This is a genomic window from Dehalobacter sp. DCM, assembly GCF_024972775.1.
GTDB lineage: Bacteria > Bacillota > Desulfitobacteriia > Desulfitobacteriales > Syntrophobotulaceae > Dehalobacter.
Genome location: NZ_CP092282.1, coordinates 2,983,194 through 3,001,804, shown reverse-complemented (window position 1 = coordinate 3,001,804; position 18,611 = coordinate 2,983,194). Strand labels below are relative to the sequence as shown.

Annotated in this window: 17 protein-coding genes; 16 read left to right on the top strand and 1 reads right to left on the bottom strand. The window is 41.5% G+C overall.

From position 1 onward, the window contains the following. Positions 1-10: 10 nt before the first annotated feature. The 12 genes from LPY66_RS13850 to LPY66_RS13795 all read left to right on the top strand — a co-directional run bounded on the left by LPY66_RS13850 (position 11) and on the right by LPY66_RS13795 (position 12,846). A complete protein-coding gene (locus LPY66_RS13850) occupies positions 11-469 on the top strand; it encodes a very short patch repair endonuclease (RefSeq protein WP_337984903.1) in 459 nt (152 codons plus the stop codon). A 101-nt stretch (positions 470-570) separates the two neighbouring features. Beyond that, the gene (locus LPY66_RS13845; RefSeq protein WP_158208408.1) at positions 571-951 is read left to right on the top strand and encodes a hypothetical protein; all 381 of its coding nucleotides are present in this window, start codon (positions 571-573) and stop codon (positions 949-951) included. A 272-nt stretch (positions 952-1,223) separates the two neighbouring features. After that, the gene (locus LPY66_RS13840; RefSeq protein WP_015043754.1) at positions 1,224-2,726 is read left to right on the top strand and encodes an IS5 family transposase; all 1,503 of its coding nucleotides are present in this window, start codon (positions 1,224-1,226) and stop codon (positions 2,724-2,726) included. Positions 2,727-3,175: 449 nt separating this feature from the next. After that, positions 3,176-4,456, top strand: coding sequence for a sensor histidine kinase (locus tag LPY66_RS13835; protein WP_021315236.1), 1,281 nt, complete (start codon positions 3,176-3,178; stop codon positions 4,454-4,456). 330 nt (positions 4,457-4,786) lie between these two features. Next, complete coding sequence (locus tag LPY66_RS13830; RefSeq protein ID WP_337984902.1) at positions 4,787-5,428, top strand: cobalamin B12-binding domain-containing protein; 642 nt, start codon at positions 4,787-4,789, stop codon at positions 5,426-5,428. Between the two features lie 9 nt (positions 5,429-5,437). Further along, positions 5,438-6,598, top strand: coding sequence for a uroporphyrinogen decarboxylase family protein (locus LPY66_RS13825; RefSeq protein WP_337984901.1), 1,161 nt, complete (start codon positions 5,438-5,440; stop codon positions 6,596-6,598). Positions 6,599-6,647: 49 nt separating this feature from the next. Then, entirely contained in the window at positions 6,648-7,463 is an 816-nt protein-coding gene (locus LPY66_RS13820) for a response regulator transcription factor (protein ID WP_337984900.1), read from the top strand. Between the two features lie 12 nt (positions 7,464-7,475). Further along, complete coding sequence (locus LPY66_RS13815) at positions 7,476-8,489, top strand: uroporphyrinogen decarboxylase family protein (protein WP_337984899.1); 1,014 nt, start codon at positions 7,476-7,478, stop codon at positions 8,487-8,489. Between the two features lie 13 nt (positions 8,490-8,502). After that, positions 8,503-9,402: a hypothetical protein gene (locus LPY66_RS13810; RefSeq protein ID WP_337984898.1), complete on the top strand. Its 900-nt coding sequence runs from the start codon at positions 8,503-8,505 to the stop codon at positions 9,400-9,402. Positions 9,403-9,417: 15 nt separating this feature from the next. Continuing rightward, a complete protein-coding gene (locus LPY66_RS13805) occupies positions 9,418-10,038 on the top strand; it encodes a DUF1638 domain-containing protein (RefSeq protein WP_337984897.1) in 621 nt (206 codons plus the stop codon). After that, positions 10,035-11,861: an ASKHA domain-containing protein gene (locus tag LPY66_RS13800; protein WP_337984896.1), complete on the top strand. Its 1,827-nt coding sequence runs from the start codon at positions 10,035-10,037 to the stop codon at positions 11,859-11,861. Before LPY66_RS13805 ends, LPY66_RS13800 begins: the two co-directional genes overlap by 4 nt. A 118-nt stretch (positions 11,862-11,979) precedes the next feature. Continuing rightward, complete coding sequence (locus LPY66_RS13795) at positions 11,980-12,846, top strand: uroporphyrinogen decarboxylase family protein (protein ID WP_021315235.1); 867 nt, start codon at positions 11,980-11,982, stop codon at positions 12,844-12,846. A gap of 124 nt (positions 12,847-12,970) precedes the next feature. On the opposite strand, the gene LPY66_RS13790 is transcribed toward LPY66_RS13795, so the two are convergent. Further along, positions 12,971-14,413, bottom strand: a complete 1,443-nt coding sequence (locus LPY66_RS13790) for an IS4 family transposase (protein WP_015042633.1) — start codon at positions 14,411-14,413, stop codon at positions 12,971-12,973. A gap of 121 nt (positions 14,414-14,534) precedes the next feature. Here LPY66_RS13790 and LPY66_RS13785 point away from each other — a divergent pair, with 121 nt between their 5' ends. The 4 genes from LPY66_RS13785 to LPY66_RS13770 all read left to right on the top strand — a co-directional run bounded on the left by LPY66_RS13785 (position 14,535) and on the right by LPY66_RS13770 (position 18,397). Then, entirely contained in the window at positions 14,535-15,116 is a 582-nt protein-coding gene (locus tag LPY66_RS13785) for a reductive dehalogenase (protein WP_337984895.1), read from the top strand. A 100-nt stretch (positions 15,117-15,216) separates the two neighbouring features. Beyond that, complete coding sequence (locus LPY66_RS13780; protein WP_015044018.1) at positions 15,217-16,404, top strand: cation:proton antiporter; 1,188 nt, start codon at positions 15,217-15,219, stop codon at positions 16,402-16,404. Between the two features lie 38 nt (positions 16,405-16,442). Next, positions 16,443-16,760, top strand: coding sequence for a hypothetical protein (locus LPY66_RS13775; RefSeq protein WP_337984894.1), 318 nt, complete (start codon positions 16,443-16,445; stop codon positions 16,758-16,760). Between the two features lie 134 nt (positions 16,761-16,894). Further along, complete coding sequence (locus LPY66_RS13770) at positions 16,895-18,397, top strand: IS5 family transposase (RefSeq protein WP_015043754.1); 1,503 nt, start codon at positions 16,895-16,897, stop codon at positions 18,395-18,397. Positions 18,398-18,611: the final 214 nt, after the last annotated feature.

The following is an 18,611-nucleotide window of genomic DNA, read 5'->3' as shown; positions in this document are numbered from 1 at the left end:
AGGGGTGTTCTTGGCAGATAACCATACTACTGAAGAACGCAGTTATAACATGTCGCGGATTCGAAGCGGAAACACCAAACCTGAAGAAATAGTACGAAAGTATCTTTTTTCAAGGGGACTTCGATACAGAAAAAATGACAAACGATATCCAGGCAAGCCGGATGCTGTTTTCCCTAAATATCGAACTGCTGTCTTTGTTAATGGTTGTTTCTGGCATTCTCACAGCGGATGCCCAGGGTTTGTAATGCCTAAGTCTAATCTCGAATACTGGAAGCCTAAATTGGAACGTAACCGTCAGAGGGACGCTGAAAATATTGATGTTTTACAAAAGAACGGCTGGCGAGTAATTGTAGTTTGGGAATGTGAGTTAAAAAAACCATTGCGCGATGAAAGACTTGCTAAGCTTTATAATGAGATAACTGCTGCTTATGCAATAGCCGAAGCAGATGGATTGGAGGACAAACGATAAGCCTTGAAAAATATCCATGCCCAAAGTGCGGGAAGCAAAGCTTGTACGAGGGCGGAGAGGCTTGGGTAATATAAACTACTAATTACTGATGAGGTGAGAGTATGATTATGCGAGTTGCTTCAATTGATGACAAGCAGTATGAATTATGTCTGGAATATGGTTTGTGGGGAGATGAAAAATCAAGCATAAAGAGGTGGAATTCTGGAGATCTTCTCTTATTTAAAGTCAATAATGAAGTCAAAAGTATAGTACGTATAACAGGATCATGTTTCGAAGATGACCTTTTGATATGGGATAATGGATATTACAGGTATCGTATTCCATTTCAAATGATTAAGGAATTTGACAAAGAAAAGAGAAAACTGCTGTCTGAGGAATTCAAGGAGAAAATGATTACTGAATATGGTAAAAAGTATGGTTGGGTGATTCTTAATAAGCAACCTATTAAAAGTGAAATTGCTGAGTATATTTTTAATTACTGAGATTATTGGCAATTAAAGTAGACGATGCATTTGCAATTTCTGAAATGCTTATTTGGAGTCAGACTCAATCTTTTTCCACAATTTCCTTCAGTGTCAATCGCACTTGCGTTTTGTACATATGTACTCATGTCTATTTTTGTGAACCAATTAGGGGCTGCTGAATAACGGTAAAATCAGCATAAACACTGGGTTTTAACCCCGACTTTTGGTAAAATAGTACATGTAAACATAAATATTATGTTAAAAAACCTTGCACTTGGGAGCGTGTTTTCATGTACAAACCTACCGAACAGCAGATTACATTTCCGCACGAATTCTTTCTGCCTTTTGGCGGGAACTTAAACCCGGACAATAAATGGTGTAAGCTCGCATTAATGATCCCCTGGGCCGAAGTTGAGAAGAAGTATGCCAGAAGTTTTCCTGTCAGTCGCGGACAAAAAGCCTATTCGGTGCGTTTGGCACTCGGATCTCTGATCATTCAAAATGTGAAATCATTATCTGACCGTGACACGGTCGAAGAGATCACAGAAAATCCGTACATGCAATATTTCATTGGCCTAAGTGCATTTGTAGATAAACCGCCATTCAATCATTCACTCATGACCCATTTCCGCAAACGTTTGGACAAGGATATTATCAACGAAATCAACGAGATTACTAGCAGACTAGCCGGAGAACATGAATATCCAGAAAACCCAGATGACCCAGATGACTCAGATGGCTCAGACGACACCCCTCCTTCTGATGGTGAAGACTCTGATGATACAGGACAAGAAGAGAAAACGAATGAAGAACCTTCAGAAACCAAGAACTCAGGCAAGCTGATCCTGGATGCAACCTGCACCCCTGCGGATATTCACTATCCTACAGATATCTGGCTTTTGAACACAACCCGGCAGGCTTTGGAAGAAATCATTGATGTACTGCATGCACCGCATGCCGGGATTCTCAAGAAACCCAGATCCTACCGTCGCAATGCACGCAAAAGCTATCTGAACATTGATAAAAAGAAACATAAGACTGCTAAGATGATCCGCAAAGGAATCGGAGGACAGCTGCGATATATTCGACGGGATCTGAAAAACATTAAGACTCTTGCTGAAAAAAGTTCGCTGACTCTCTTAACTAAACGCCAATACCGCAATCTGCTCGTCAGTCAAGAAATCTACTGGCAACAGCTGGAAATGTACAAACAGGGTAAACATTCGGTAGAAGATCGCATCGTCAGCCTGCATATGCCTTTTGTCAGACCCATAGTACGAGGCAAGTCAAACGCAGATGTAGAATTTGGAGCTAAGCTTGCCATCAGTGTTGTGAACGGATTCAGTTATATGGAGAGCTTGAGCTTTGACGCTTTCAATGAAAGCAAGACACTCATGCAATCGGTTGAAAACTACTACCAAAGGTATGGTTTTTATCCAGAAGCCGTGATGGCAGACAAGATCTACCGGAACAGAGATAACCTTAACTACTGCAAGAAACTGGGCATTCGATTGAGCGGTCCACCGCTCGGCAGACCAGCCAAAGATCAGGAACTATTAAGAGAACAAAAGAAACAAGAACGGCTGGATGCTGGAATACGAAACGCTGTTGAAGGAAAATTCGGAGAAGGTAAGCGGTTTTATGGGCTCGGACGTATCATGGCACGTCTCAAAGAAACCAGTGAGACTGTTATCGCCATGCAGCTGTTGGTAATGAACCTGGAGCGCAGGCTCCGGATTCTTATACTCAATTTTATTAGAGAGAATTTCGGGCTGATCAGGTTAGCTTATTGAGAAAATAACATCCTGTTCAGCAGCCCCTACTTTACAGAAATATATTTCTTTAAAATATACACTTAAACCAGTCCACTAATAAAAAGGAGGTTTTAAAGAAATTACTATGCTGCTTAATGTTTCTTCCGACTTCTAGATTGAAAATTATTTTTGTTTCCTACTGAAATCTTGGAACTTTATCCTAAAGGTAGAGGATCGATCCTCGGTTTTGTAGAGAATAATGCAAGTATACGATACGAAAAGAAGGTGAAATAAATGTTTGATTCTGATCCACTGTTGCGAGCAGTTGATCCAAGTCTATTTCGACACGGCAACCGAGCATTTTTCAAGGCTTATTGATAAATTTTGGCCACGATCTTTGTAACTAAGGTTATGGAGTTGGGAGTATTATCCTAGAACTGCATAACTACTACTAATAATATAACTAGAATTGCTAAGGGGGAATGGTAGTGGCGCAAAGCAACGATAAAGCAAAGGCGATTAATAGAATAAGTACCATTATTGACAGGACATACCACTTAGCTGAGATTATTACACGAGAAACAATGCAAGAAATTAATAATATGTTTTTTAATGTCTTAGCGATTAATATTGTCTTCATTGATAACAGAGCAGTTCCCATATCTCCCCCATTAGGGTCTTTCCCTAATTGGTGCCAGTCCTATTTTGCTAATAAAAAGCATTTCTTTCAATGTTTATACTGTTTTGAAACGGGTTTGAAAAATAGTTATAACAATGAAAGTTCCAAGGTCTATAAAGGACATTGCGGTCTCACTCTAATTTCTGCTCCTCTATATTCCCGAGATGATGTTCTTTTAGGATGTTTAATTACCGGGCCAGTTCAGCTCATGGAAGCGGAATCTTTGCCCGGAGGGACAGATGGACCACACGAGAATTATTTAAAACATTTGAGTACTATCCCTAAGATTTCTGGTGATCGGTTTACAGCCGTTGCAAGATTAATTTCTACCTTGGCTAATTATCTTACAGTTTCCGAAAGTCTTTCCCGTTATCAACAAGAATTGATGTCCTATCAAGAGCGTCTGCTTCGAGAAATCCAAAAAACAGGCAATCTGGAAAAAGAAATTACTGAGTACCAGTTGATGCTGAAACATGCAGAACTAAGGGAACTGCAGGCCAAAATGAACCCGCATTTCCTTTTTAACGCCTTAAATGTAATCGCCCGATTGGCGTTTGCCGAAGGAGCAGTTGAGACTGAGAGAGCTGTTTTTGCTTTAGCGGATGTGGCCCGTTACGGTATCGAGGGAAATATCGAAATGGTCTTTTTGAAAACGGAATTAGATCATATAAGTTCTTACTTGAGCATCCAACAGTTAAGGTTTGGAAACCGGATTAACGTAAGAATCATAGTAAAAAAAGAACATCTAAACGTGAAAATTCTTCCTTATACTTTACAACCACTGGTAGACAATGCATTCAAACATGGGTTCGAATCGGTCCCCGGCAAACACCGCCTATTAATAAAGGTTGATGAGGATATCCAGGGAAATCGTTTGTTAGTCAATGTCATTGATGACGGAATAGGTATTGAAACTCGACGTTTTACCGAAAGTGATCACTGGTGCCATTGCCCTGGTTCCAGTCTGGAAAATATCCATCAAAGATTGAGACGGTCGTTTGGCGAGGCATATGGATTGCAGTTATCAGGGCCGCCGGATATCAAAGGTACTAAGGTAACATTAATTATGCCGCTAGTTATAGGTAATTAGTGATACAGTTCACTATTGTCACTCATACTCCACCAGCTTTTCTTAGCCATATCTTTGTATTCTTGGGATGCAAATCATCTTTTTCCATTTTCCTTTAAGATTATATTTTATCTATATTAAGTATTTAAGGATATCGATTAAACGAAAATTCAAAATTTTTCTCCAGATCAACAAAAATTAATCCAGAGGGACTAATCAAATAAAATAGAATCTATTATCTCAATAACCTTTTCCTAGAGCAAAACACTCCTTGGGACGGGTGAAATTTTTTTGAAGGTGGCCACTTCAAAAGGACTCAATTAAAGTAGAAAAAGAAAGGAATTAGATGTAATGAGCAAAAAAATTTTAGAACAGCTAACTGAAGCAGTTTCGAACGGTAATGATGATCTAACCAAAGAATTGGTGAGTCAAGGGATTGAAGCAGGATTAACTCCAACAGAAATAATCAATGGAATGTCACCGGGAGCCAGAGAAGCAGGCCGGAAATTTGCGACAGGTGAATATTTTCTCCCTGAGCTAATGATGGCTGGTGAGGCAATGAATGCCGGCGTACAGATACTCATTCCTTATATGACGGGTGATGCTTCTCCTAAATCTATCGGAAAAGTAGTAATTGGTAGCGTTGAAGGAGATGTCCATGACATTGGTAAGAACATCGTTGCTGCGCTATTAAGGGCAGATGGTTTTGAAGTAATAGACTTGGGAGTAGATGTTTCAGCCGATACGTTTATTGAAGCGGTAAAAAAGGAACAACCGGAGATTTTAGGCCTTGGTTCTTACATGTCCACCACCCTAAAAGGGATTGAAGACACAATGGACCTGCTGGTCAAAGAATCTCTGCGGGACAAAGTGAAAGTGCTTATGGGAGGAGTAGCTGTATTCCCACAATATGTTCAACGGGTCGGTGGCGACGGATTTGCTGAGGACGCTGATGGAGCCAGACGCGAAGCAAAAAGATTGATAGGGGGGTGAATAATTAATATGGCCAGTAAAGAGCAAATAGAAATGGTAAAAAACATCATTGATAAAAGGGACAAGGGCCAGAAACTGCAGCACATTGAGAGGATCATTCTGACGGTGTTCCAAGAGCATGCCGATAGGATACCGACAGGATTTTTGTTCACGGAATGGATTGTCAACCGGTATGGTTACTCCTGCAGTGAAGCGGCCGCAGATCCCGAAAAGCATTCGGATGCGATAGTGAAGTTTTTTGAAGAATTCGACTATGACGTAGTATTTCCAGGGATTGAAACGACCGTTGTCGAGGCAGAAATCCTAGGGTGTACTTTAAAGAGACCTAAAGATTCAAACCCTCAAATTGTTAAAGAAGCAATAACCTGTGAACGTGATGTTGAAGAACTGGAAGAAAAAGTGGCAGCTTTGGACGGACGTACCGAAGGGCGTATGCCGGTCAGACTGGAACTGTTTAAGCAGCTCGTGAAAAAGACAAAAGGTGAGTATGCAGTAATTGCCACGCCGATGCAGCCTCTCCCGGTGGCCGTACAAATCTTGGGATACCCTCTGGCCGTTAAATGGATGAAAACAAAGCCTCTTTTAATGCACAGAGTGGTTGAGGCATGTACCCAGGCAGCCATAAAGTTTGCTCAGGCTTTTAAAGAAACCGGGATTCATGGGATTACATCTATTGCAGCTTGGAACAGCGTGCCCAACTTTAGGCCGGAGCAGCTTTGGGAATTCGACACACCGTATCTGGCCAGAATGATTCAAAGTGCCAGTCCTTTGCCATTTATACACTATTATTGGGGCTTGCACCTTCTTGGTGATGACTGGACTAGGTTTTTGGCCCGTCAGGTTTCAACGGGTACCTTTATTATGGCAAATCTTGACCCTGATCCCCAGCAAGGACCCAGCAGGGATCTGAAGACTTTCCGGGAGTTGGCTAATACCTTTCATAAGTCTTATGTCGTGGGTGTAGGGCCAGAGTTGATCAGAGAAAGTACGCCAGAGATAATTGAAAATCAGGTCAAGGAATATATCAAAGGGCTGTATCCATGTAATGGTGGATGTATGATTAACCCTTGTGCGATTCCCCAAGGGTCACCTGTGGAAAATGTCCGTGCGTTTATTGATGCTTTAAATAAATATGGGACTTTCCCCATCAATCTGAATAAATTGGATTAAATAGTCCTATATGCTGGAATGTCTAGTTTTCTGTAAGGGAGGGTCTACTATGGCAGAGACAATCCGATTATTGGTTGCGGATGATGAATCATTGGAGCGGGCTGTAATTATTGAAACTATTACCAGTGACGCAAGATGCGACAAGAATTACCATATCCAGGTTTTTCAGGCACAAGACGGTAATGAAGCAATGAGAATATTTAGCCAGCAGGATATTTCAGCAGCATTTTTAGATGTACGGATGCCAGGGAAAAACGGATTGGATGTAGCGGGACAGATCAAGTTGCATTATCCAGAGGTAAAGTTCACATTCATATCAGCCTATGGTGATTATCCTATGCTGCGCATGGCCTTAAATCTGCAAGCTAAAGATTATCTCCTGAAACCGGTACACCGGCGAGAAATTGTCAATGCTTTTTGGAAAATGGTAGATCCTCAAAATTTGATATCTGAGAAAGATGAAGAAAATACTTCTGAAGACATTAATTCATGGAACCCTTTAGACTCAACTAAACGCGTCATTAACTCAGCCAAGTCATATGTTCGGCAAAACCTTAGAAAACAGCTGACATTGAAAGAAGTAGCCGACCATGTGGGATTTAGTATGAGCTATTTCAGTACTTTGTTCAGTAAAGAAGAGAGCATGACATTTAAAGAATATGTAATCCAATCTCGGATTGAACGGGCTAAAGTCCTTTTGGAGAATACAAATCTTCCCATCAAGACCATTGCGCGTGAAACCGGATTTCAGGATCCCGATTATTTCAGCAAGGTGTTCAGTCAAAAGGTTGGGACCACTCCTTCCAGTTATCACATCCAAGAAGGGAAAGAAGACGACTGGAAAGATCTACTAAATAAACTGTGAGGTGACTAAGACATGAATTCGAGAGAGAGAGTTTTTGCTACTTTAGACGGAAAGATACCTGATCGGGTACCTGTACTTGCCCAGGTTGGAGATCATGCAGGAGTTAGTCAGGGTTTAACTTTTGATGTAATGTACAAGGATGCGAGGAGAGCAGCTGAGGCGCACCTAAAGGCATTAAATCGGTACAAGTATGATTCGGTGGCGATCCAGGTGGAACCAAGTTGGCCGGTAGTTGAAGCGTGCGGCGGAACACTTTTTTATCCCCCTGACAAATACCCGTGGATCACGAAGAATCCTATTTTAACAGAAGAAGATATTAAAAATTTTAAGATGCCGGATTTTGCTAAAGCTCCTGGTTCAAAAGTGACTGTAGAGGGGACGAGGATCCTGGCGGAAAGTACAGACGTTCCGGTAGGTGCGTATGTAACCGGGCCGTTTACCTTCTCAATGCAGCTATTTCCCTATGAGAATTTCATCAGAAGTATCAATAAAAAAGAATTTATGCATGCCCTGATTCAGAAAAGCACAGAAGTAGTGAACGCGTATGCCCAAGCATTAAAAGAAGCCGGGGCATCTTTCTTGGTGATCTGTGAACACGATCTGCAGATGTTCGCTCCCGCAACGATGACCGAGTTTTTCATCCCATATCTAAAGCAGGCGCTCACCTACGAATATAACATTTTGCACATGTGCGGGAAAGTAAATAATCATCTTGATGTAAATGGGGATGCTCTGTCTGACATGGAAAAACTGCAGATGGTCAGTTTAGGGCACCACACAGACATGCTTAAGTTTAAAAAGAAATATGCCGGAAAGCTTGGTTTCGCCGGAAACCTAGACCATATTGTCTTTTTGCCCCAGGCTTCCGCAGAGGAAGTAGAGGAAAAATGCGGAGAGATCATCACTGCCGCCAAGGAAGGCGGACAGTACATGCTGTCACCGGGTTGTGAAATTACCGCTGATGTACCGCCGGAAAATGTAGAGGCCATGGTTAGAGCTGCAGAAAAATTTGGGCGGTACGAGTAAAGGGGGGGACGATTTGTTCAAATTCAAAGCTGAACAGAAAATTTATCAAATTGGAAATGTTACAATCGGCGGCCAACCTGGACAGCATCCGACAGTATTAATGGCAAGCATCTTTTATCAGGGTGACAAGCTTGTTAAAGATGAAGAAAAGGGAACTTTTGATCAAGAAGGAGCCCTTGGCTGGATTAACAAAATTGATGATATGTGCAAAAAAGTTAAACTTCCTCTGATGATAGATATTGTCGGAGCCAGCGAAAATGCTATGCGTGCCTATGTTGAATTCATCGGACGCAACACAGATCTGCCGTTCATCATTGATGGGACGGTTGCCAAAGTGAGAATTGCCGGAGTGGAAATGGCTGCCAAGCTTGGTTTACAGGACAGGGCAGTGTTTGATTCCGTAAACGTTGAGAGTAAAGATGAGGAACTGAAAGAAGTAAAAAAGCATGGTTTGAAGGCTACCGTAGTTATGTTGAACAATTCAAAGAAGCCAACAGCTCAGGGCAGAGTAGATATTGCAGAAGCACTGATTGAACGGGCTAAGTCCTATGGTTTTGAAAAACTGATGCTTGACATGGCCGTACTGGACATAGTGGAGCCGGGACCGGCAGCTAAAGCAATATATATGCTCAAAGACAAATATGGATATCCTGCCGGCTGTTCACCAACCCATACGGTGATTACCGGGTGGAAGAAAGCTTCTATGTATAACAAGATTGAAGTAGCTTCCACTAAAACCAGTATGGCGACCAGCCTGCAGCTTTTGGGTGCCGACTTTATTATGTATGGAATCAAACAAACGGAAATAGTGCCGTCCATGGCGGCAGTTGATGCTTTGGTTGCATATAGCTGTATGCAGCATGGCGTAAGGCCTGCCAGCCATGATCATCCTTTGTACCATGTATTTAAGTGAATTTTGGGGTGAAAAATGTCTAACGTAATTGTCGCCTGCGGAACTTTGAAAATTCCATTAGAAAAAGCTATCGAAGCATTGCACGAAGATGAGCGGCCGGACATTATTTACCTGCCTGCGATTATGCACCTTTATCCAGACAAGTTGTCAGCTGCTATTAATGGACTGCTCGCTTCCTTTAAAGGCATATACAGTGGAATAATTGTTGTTTACGGCAAATGTGCTTACAGAATTGATGAAATAGTTAATCAACATGGGGCAATCAGGGTTCCAGGCGAATTATGTTATGCGATGTATGTCGGTGAAGACATCTACCGGGAAATGCTTAAAAAAGTGCCGGGAACCTATTTTTTGACAGACGACATATGCAGGAATTTTAACAAGCTGGTTGTAGAGCCTTTGGATTGGAAAGAGCGGCCTAGGATTAAAGAAATGATGCTTCGGAATTATCAACGAGTTGTCTACTTGGATGTCATGGAAGATAACTCCCTTGACAAGAAAGCTCGCGAAATAGCTGACTTTCTTAACCTACCCCTGGAAATTCAAAGGATTGGCAGCAAAAATTTTGAAACACTCATTAGGCAAACTTTAAAAGAAATTAAGCAGTTTCCGAAGAGCAATGGAGGAAAGCTATGACTGACAGAAAAATAGTTTTTTATCCTGAAGAGAAGATGATTTTGACTGGTGAAAAAAAAACTATTTTAGAAGCCTCTCAAAAAGCTGGTATAGCCATTGAAGCCACATGCGGCGGCAAAGGAACTTGTGGTAAATGCAGGGTGCGCATTCAACATGGGGCAAGAGAACCATTAACAAATGTCGAGGAAAAATTTCTTAGTTCATCAGATGTAGAAAAGGGGATAGCCCTGGCTTGCCAGTGCCGGGGCTATGGTAATCTTGAGGTTTTTGTTCCGGAAAAAGGAAATGAATTATCTCGAAAATTGAGCCTGGAATCGAAAAAAGTATTACTGGACACAGATTTAAGAAAAGAATACTTGGAATTACAGACACCACATGTTCATGATTTCAGGTCAGATGCAAACCGCCTCATAGATGGGTTGAAAGGGAAACAAATTAATCCTTTGCGGCTCGATGTATTATCTACTATACCATTTATCCTGCGGGAAAATGATTTTAAGGTTACTGCTGTTCTGGCTGGAAACGAATTATTGGTAGTAGAAGCAGGGGATACACGTAACAAAATCTATGGAGTAGCATTGGATATTGGAACAACCACTGTTGCAGGTTTTTTGCTGGATTTATGTCAAGGTCTTGTAATAGGAGCCGCATCCCGTACTAATAAGCAGAATTCTTATGGGGCAGATGTTATATCCCGTATCCAGTTTTCTAATGAACAAGATAACGGTCTGAAATGTTTGCAGGAAGATGTATTAAGTGTCATAAATGAAATAATCAATGAATTGACACAGCAGAATGGAATTGATATTGGGAGCATCTATCAGGTGTTGGTCGTAGGAAACACCGTCATGTCCCATCTGTTTTTAGGGTTGTCCCCCGCTGCACTGGGAAAATCACCTTTTATTCCTGCATTCTCTTCCATGACAGTAATCCCTGCCTATGCCTTGGGATTAGAAATCAATCATCATGCGCAGGTTATCGTGTTGCCTAACATTGCAGGATATGTTGGTTCTGATACTGTGGCGGCTTTGTTAGCAGTGAAGATAGATAACGATACCGGATCGGCGATGATGGTTGATCTGGGCACCAATGGAGAGATAGCACTGGCCTGTGAAGGAAAACTGTATACCTGCTCTACTGCTGCAGGGCCAGCTTTTGAAGGTGCTCATATTTATCAGGGGATGAGAGCCGTCAAAGGGGCTATAGAAAAAGTACGTATTGATAAAACGGTGACTGTTGATGTTATCGGAAATGTTGCTCCATGTGGGATTTGTGGCTCCGGTTTAATTGACGCTGTTTCGGAATTGGTAAAAGCAGGTATTATTAATAACAACGGCCGGATTATGTCTCAAAAAGACCTGGATGGGAAAATTCCAGAAGAATTGTGGCACCGGTTACGTCACAGTAGCTCTGGACAGGATTTTGTCCTTTATTATGGCACAACAGATGCTGATGATATAGTTTTAACCCAGCGGGATGTACGTGAATTACAGATGGCAAAGGCTTCTGTCAGGGCTGGAGCAGAAATTCTTTTGAAGGAAGCAGACATTAAGGCAAGAGATTTAAACGCGGTGATGCTGGCTGGGGCATTTGGTAGCTTTGTCAGGAAAGAGAGTATTCTCTCAATAGGAATGCTTCCAAGAGTAGATGAGAGAGTTGTCTATTCTGTAGGAAATGCAGCAGGAGAAGGTGCAATTTTAGCGCTTTCTTCAGAAAACGAGCGAAATCATGCACAGTATCTGGCTAGGAAGGCAACTCACGTCGAACTTTCGCTCAGAGCGGATTTCAATAGGTCCTTTAGAGATGCCTGTGCTTTTATGTGAACATGATCAATGGACGGGCTAAAACGCGGGTTAGTTTGGAGAAGGTTAAGAATAGGAATAGATTGTACTTCAAAATCTTTTAAGTAAATATTACTAGTTTACTTTATTGGAGGGAAGAATGGTGGAATTTAAATGTCCTGGACATAATCAAGATCATATTCCAGAAGAGGTTCTAAGGGAAGCTGGGATAACTTTTCCGAAGGCTTACACGGATAAAAATAACATAGTTGCTCTTGCCAGAGTACAAAAGAAATACCAGGACGATGTGTTTGCCAAGGTACCTTTTTGTGTCACGGTCGAAGCAGAAGCCTTCGGAGCATATATAAAAATGGGCGATGCTATGCACCGACCAAGACCAAATGGCCACCGCTTCTCGTCTATTGAAGAACTATCCGGTATCCAAGCGCCAGATATTTCTAAAGGCCGAATTGGAGAAGTACTGGATGCTGTGGGGATCCTGGCTGAGTCGGGTGAAAAAGTAATACTCAACATTGTCGGTCCATTCACGATTATTTATGCCTTGATAAATCATACAATTTTTTACCATGGCTTGCGTAAGGATCCAGAGCAAATCAAGAAAATCATGGCTGTTATTGAAAAGAGTGTTATTCAATATGGTATTGAGGGTGTAAAAAGGGGTGCCTCTATTATTTCCTACGAGGACGCGGTAGGTGTACCGGATGTTATAGGACCAACTATTTACCAGGATTTCAGCGGCTCATCAAACCTACGAATTATTAATGGAATAAAAGAAGTTGGGGGGAGATTTCTGATCCATCTTTGTGGCCGAACCTCCGCAGCGCTTGAAAACGCAGATATGGTCCACTCGTATGCTATTGACACCGACAATGCTTCCACCTATGGTCAAGCTCTGGCAGGGCTTCTGGATAAGTTAACTGAACCTATTGTTGTGGGTCACAGGTGTATAGCATGGGGTCCAATGAAGATGGATCAGCCCTACATTTGGGGAATAGAATTAACCTAGATATAAAAGGTCATGAATATCCTCTTTACTATATTTTATAACTGAAGTTTCGCACCCCTCAAAACCCTTGTATCTCTAATTTAAAGGTATCCTAATGCCAGTGGTTCCTTCTGATTATTACCGATTAACTGGCATTTTTAAGGGCTATAAGCTGATTACTAAGAAAAGAATTCTCAAATAGTTCTTTCAAATGTTCATATTCACTGGAATTCCTAAATTCCAAAATGTCCACTAAACCAGACTTGGCGATGCTGGTGATCACCACTTGCAGCAAATCATCAAATAATTCCCAGAGCCGCTCCGCTACATTCTTCTCTATGAGTTCGTCCTTGATTTCCGCAAATAATCCTTCTAAGGATTCGTAGGCGTTTACTCGTCGAAAATAGGCTAGGAGTGTATAGAGGAGATAGCAGGTCGTGATATGGGCAATCTGCGCATCGAAATCCCTCGATTGACAAGTCCCGAGCTTCAAATGCTGCTTGGCTTCCTTAAAAAAGACTTCGATGGTCCAACGGATACTGTAAATCTCCAACATACTCAATAAACTAAGAGATATATCCGTCGAGAGGAACAGTCTAAATTTCTTTTGATAGGGAAACCGGCAAAAATACAGTTTGATTTGTCCGATTCCTTCATAATCAACAAGGACTTCGAAATAACGGATATTCCGTTTCCTACAGCGTTTTTCGTTTCCCTCACTTTTGAGGACCGATTTTAATTGGCTGGCATTAAGGGAAGTCTCTTTGTAGCGATACTTCCTCGTATCTTGCCGAACACCACAGACCAAATGCATCGATTTTTTGTCTAATCCTCGAATCGTTTGAATGAACTCGTAACTGCTGAACCAGCTGTCAACCAGGACATATTTAGCCTTAAACCCCTGTTTTACCGCCCGTTTTATCATATCCAGACCGTTCGAAATTTTGCTAACATGGCATTCTCTGATCCGTTTAGCCCCAGCAGATTTGGGGTCTCGTTGCTTTTTGAACCGTTCTTTACGGTGCCTTGCCTTTTTTAAGGGCTTTTCCACTTGTAAAGTGAAGTCTATAGGCGTGAGGCTTTTACCATCGAAGAAACCAAGGGTTAAATTTTTAAAGCCTAATTTGCTACCTTTCTTCCCTGCAACATGGTCAAACACCTGGGTCATTTGTTCAATTCTTCGACCTGTCTTAGCAAGAGTTGTATCATCTAGAATGAAAGCGGACTTTTCATCCACTTCGTTCGTAGGATTAACCAATCGTTGAAACTGTTTGGATATACCGATCAGCAATGCTCTCCAAGGCATTTTTTCATTGTTCTTCAGTCGATATATGGAATCTTTCTTCATAGTAGTAACCTTTTGGAAATCGCTTTTATATAACGCGTGGACACTTTTCAGTAACATTAGGGGCAACATCAACATTAGTGAGAGGATTTCCGCGGAACTGTAACCATCCTGTTTCAGAAAACCAACTTTGCGGCAAAGCGTTTTAAGCTTGAACGTCTTCATAACTTCACATATAATATTGTTAATCGAATAGCCGTGATTTTGGAGTACGTTTTCAATTTCTTTGACAGGTTTCCGCATGATAACACCTCATTTTTGGTTGATTTGGAGTAGCATCTTATTATACCAAAAACCTAGTGTTCATGCGGATTTTTATCGTTTTTTCGTCTTATTCTAAGCCGAATTTTCGGCTGTTTTATGGGTGCGAAACTTCAGTTATATAAGAAACATGGGGTATTCGGCCCGGGCCCATCACTGCGGGAATTATCAAATGATTTTAGCACCGGCGCTCGTTGCCGCCGGGTTAGGCGAAATGTCGAGGACGGGTGAAAGTATTGTGCATCCGAGGCTCGGATTCCGATTTAAGGCGGCCGCCGTAACGACGGATATGCCTTTGGAACCAGATGGACCTATTTCTTTCGGAGCAAGGGAATTTTGCGTAACTTGCAAAAAATGCGCCACGCTATGTCCATCGGGTGCAATTAGTCAAGATGATCATCCGTCAAAGTTTAATAACTATGAAAAATGGCCCACAGATATTAAGAAATGCACATCTTTCCGTATTTGCAATACAAAAGGAGCCATGTGCGGAGTGTGTATGAAATCCTGTCCCTGGAACAATAAAGAGGATAGCTGGTTCCATACCGTGGGTATTTACGCTGCTTCCAAATCTAAGCTTGCTGCAAAATTATTGAAGAATGTCGATGATTTCTTCGGATATGGTACCGAAGTAATACAGGAGAACCGCTGGTGGCTTCAGTGGCCGGAACTATTTAAAAAGTAGTTTTCGTACGCTAGGCGATCGATGTTGTCTAGCGTCTCTTTTTATCTCAGCGTAATGATCGTATCAACGGCAGAAGTATGTTTGAAAAGGAGCAAGACCTATGGCCGAAGGAATATCTTATTATCCGCTCTTAATCATTGCAGTCATTGCTCTCATTATTCCACTCATCGTCAAAAAGATTAAATATATTTCTATCCCGATAGTCGTCGGGGAAATTATCGCAGGAATTATTATTGGGAAAAGCGGTTTTGACTTAATTCAAGGGAGCGAATGGCTAAACCTGCTCTATAATCTAGGATTTGCTTTTCTCATGTTTATGGCTGGGTTGGAAATTGATTTTGAGATGATCAGATCAATGGCAAGGACAAAGAATGTAAAATGGCACCAACACCCCTTTCTTATCGCCTTATTGCTATTTGCAACAACTTTTATTCTTTCGTTATTCGTATCAATTGGGCTTAAAGCCATTGGGTTAATACCCGATATCGTTATCTTCACAATTATTTTGTCCAGTACATCGGTCGGCGTTGTGGTTCCAATTCTAAAAGAACGTGATATGTTGACCACGCAATATGGGCAAAGCGTTTTACTGGCCGCGTTATTTTCGGATTTATTTACAATGTTGCTATTGTCGTCCTATATCACTTTCAAAAGCGCAGATTCCATGAAAGATATTGCTTTAATATTATTATTCATACCCATCTTTATCATTATCTGGAAATTTGGTAATGTTATTTCAAAATTACCGATTATTGAACAACTGGCCCATAAAAATTCTCAGATAAAAATTCGAGCATCATTTGCCCTTCTTATTTTATTTATCATCATTGCACAGCTTTTAAAGACTGAAGTTATTCTTGGCGCTTTCTTGGTGGGGGTTATTATTTCCTTAGTAAGTGATCGGAAAACAAGTCAGGTCTTTCATAAGCTGGACGCCATAGCCTATGGCATATTCATACCGATTTTCTTTATCATGGTTGGGGTTAATTTTAGCTTTAAGGATATTGTCAATAATGCAAGTTCGCTTTTCCTGTTGCCAATTTTAGTTCTTGCTGTTTACGCGGTTACCTTATCTCCGGTATTCTTCCTAAAAATCAATTATTCGTGGAAAAGATCAATTGCTGCAACGACTCTTCTATCATCAAGGCTGAGTTTAATCATTGCGACAGGTGCAGTGGCCCTAAAACTTGGAATTATTAGCAGTAGTTTAAACGGAACTATTATATTAGTAGCCATTGTAACTTGTACCTTGTCTCCGCCTATTTTCAATTGGTTGACGAAAGACTAATTCAAAATCTTAATTATTAAAATACGAGGTGAAAAGAAATGAATGCAGAAAACCAAAAAAGACAAAATCAACAGGAGATCCAGGAAAGCAGAAATGTATCCGATCCGGCAGATAAAACCTTAAAGCCGTCGGTCACGAACGTAAAATATAGCAAAGCCGCCCTTGAAAAATCCAATAAAAAAACAGTTCTCAACGCCGGAGACACGGAGCTGTCTTCGTCAAACGGCATGAGTATAACCCTGAAAATGCGACACAATTGGGTTCAACAAAAATTGTTGGGCCCATCGAAAGAATCAGTGAAACGGAAACAGGGTTTGCCAAAGCTGCTCGTGGTATTTATGGTGAACAGGTTTTAAAGTCATTAATTAGGGGCTGCTGAATAACGGTAAAATCAGCATAAACACTGGGTTTTAACCCCGACTTTTGGTAAAATAGTACATGTAAACATAAATATTATGTTAAAAAACCTTGCACTTGGGAGCGTGTTTTCATGTACAAACCTACCGAACAGCAGATTACATTTCCGCACGAATTCTTTCTGCCTTTTGGCGGGAACTTAAACCCGGACAATAAATGGTGTAAGCTCGCATTAATGATCCCCTGGGCCGAAGTTGAGAAGAAGTATGCCAGAAGTTTTCCTGTCAGTCGCGGACAAAAAGCCTATTCGGTGCGTTTGGCACTCGGATCTCTGATCATTCAAAATGTGAAATCATTATCTGACCGTGACACGGTCGAAGAGATCACAGAAAATCCGTACATGCAATATTTCATTGGCCTAAGTGCATTTGTAGATAAACCGCCATTCAATCATTCACTCATGACCCATTTCCGCAAACGTTTGGACAAGGATATTATCAACGAAATCAACGAGATTACTAGCAGACTAGCCGGAGAACATGAATATCCAGAAAACCCAGATGACCCAGATGACTCAGATGGCTCAGACGACACCCCTCCTTCTGATGGTGAAGACTCTGATGATACAGGACAAGAAGAGAAAACGAATGAAGAACCTTCAGAAACCAAGAACTCAGGCAAGCTGATCCTGGATGCAACCTGCACCCCTGCGGATATTCACTATCCTACAGATATCTGGCTTTTGAACACAACCCGGCAGGCTTTGGAAGAAATCATTGATGTACTGCATGCACCGCATGCCGGGATTCTCAAGAAACCCAGATCCTACCGTCGCAATGCACGCAAAAGCTATCTGAACATTGATAAAAAGAAACATAAGACTGCTAAGATGATCCGCAAAGGAATCGGAGGACAGCTGCGATATATTCGACGGGATCTGAAAAACATTAAGACTCTTGCTGAAAAAAGTTCGCTGACTCTCTTAACTAAACGCCAATACCGCAATCTGCTCGTCAGTCAAGAAATCTACTGGCAACAGCTGGAAATGTACAAACAGGGTAAACATTCGGTAGAAGATCGCATCGTCAGCCTGCATATGCCTTTTGTCAGACCCATAGTACGAGGCAAGTCAAACGCAGATGTAGAATTTGGAGCTAAGCTTGCCATCAGTGTTGTGAACGGATTCAGTTATATGGAGAGCTTGAGCTTTGACGCTTTCAATGAAAGCAAGACACTCATGCAATCGGTTGAAAACTACTACCAAAGGTATGGTTTTTATCCAGAAGCCGTGATGGCAGACAAGATCTACCGGAACAGAGATAACCTTAACTACTGCAAGAAACTGGGCATTCGATTGAGCGGTCCACCGCTCGGCAGACCAGCCAAAGATCAGGAACTATTAAGAGAACAAAAGAAACAAGAACGGCTGGATGCTGGAATACGAAACGCTGTTGAAGGAAAATTCGGAGAAGGTAAGCGGTTTTATGGGCTCGGACGTATCATGGCACGTCTCAAAGAAACCAGTGAGACTGTTATCGCCATGCAGCTGTTGGTAATGAACCTGGAGCGCAGGCTCCGGATTCTTATACTCAATTTTATTAGAGAGAATTTCGGGCTGATCAGGTTAGCTTATTGAGAAAATAACATCCTGTTCAGCAGCCCCCAATTAGTGGATGTACGGATGATACATGTAAAAGATCGAGTAATTTGGCTTTAGTGGCAGCTGTCCGATATTTTTTTGGTCGGCTGCTTTTCTTTTCCTAATAAAATGATGGGCAAAAAAACAAATGTTTAAACAAATGTATTTACAAATGTATATGAGGCGTGATATATTGATGTTGAGGTGAAAA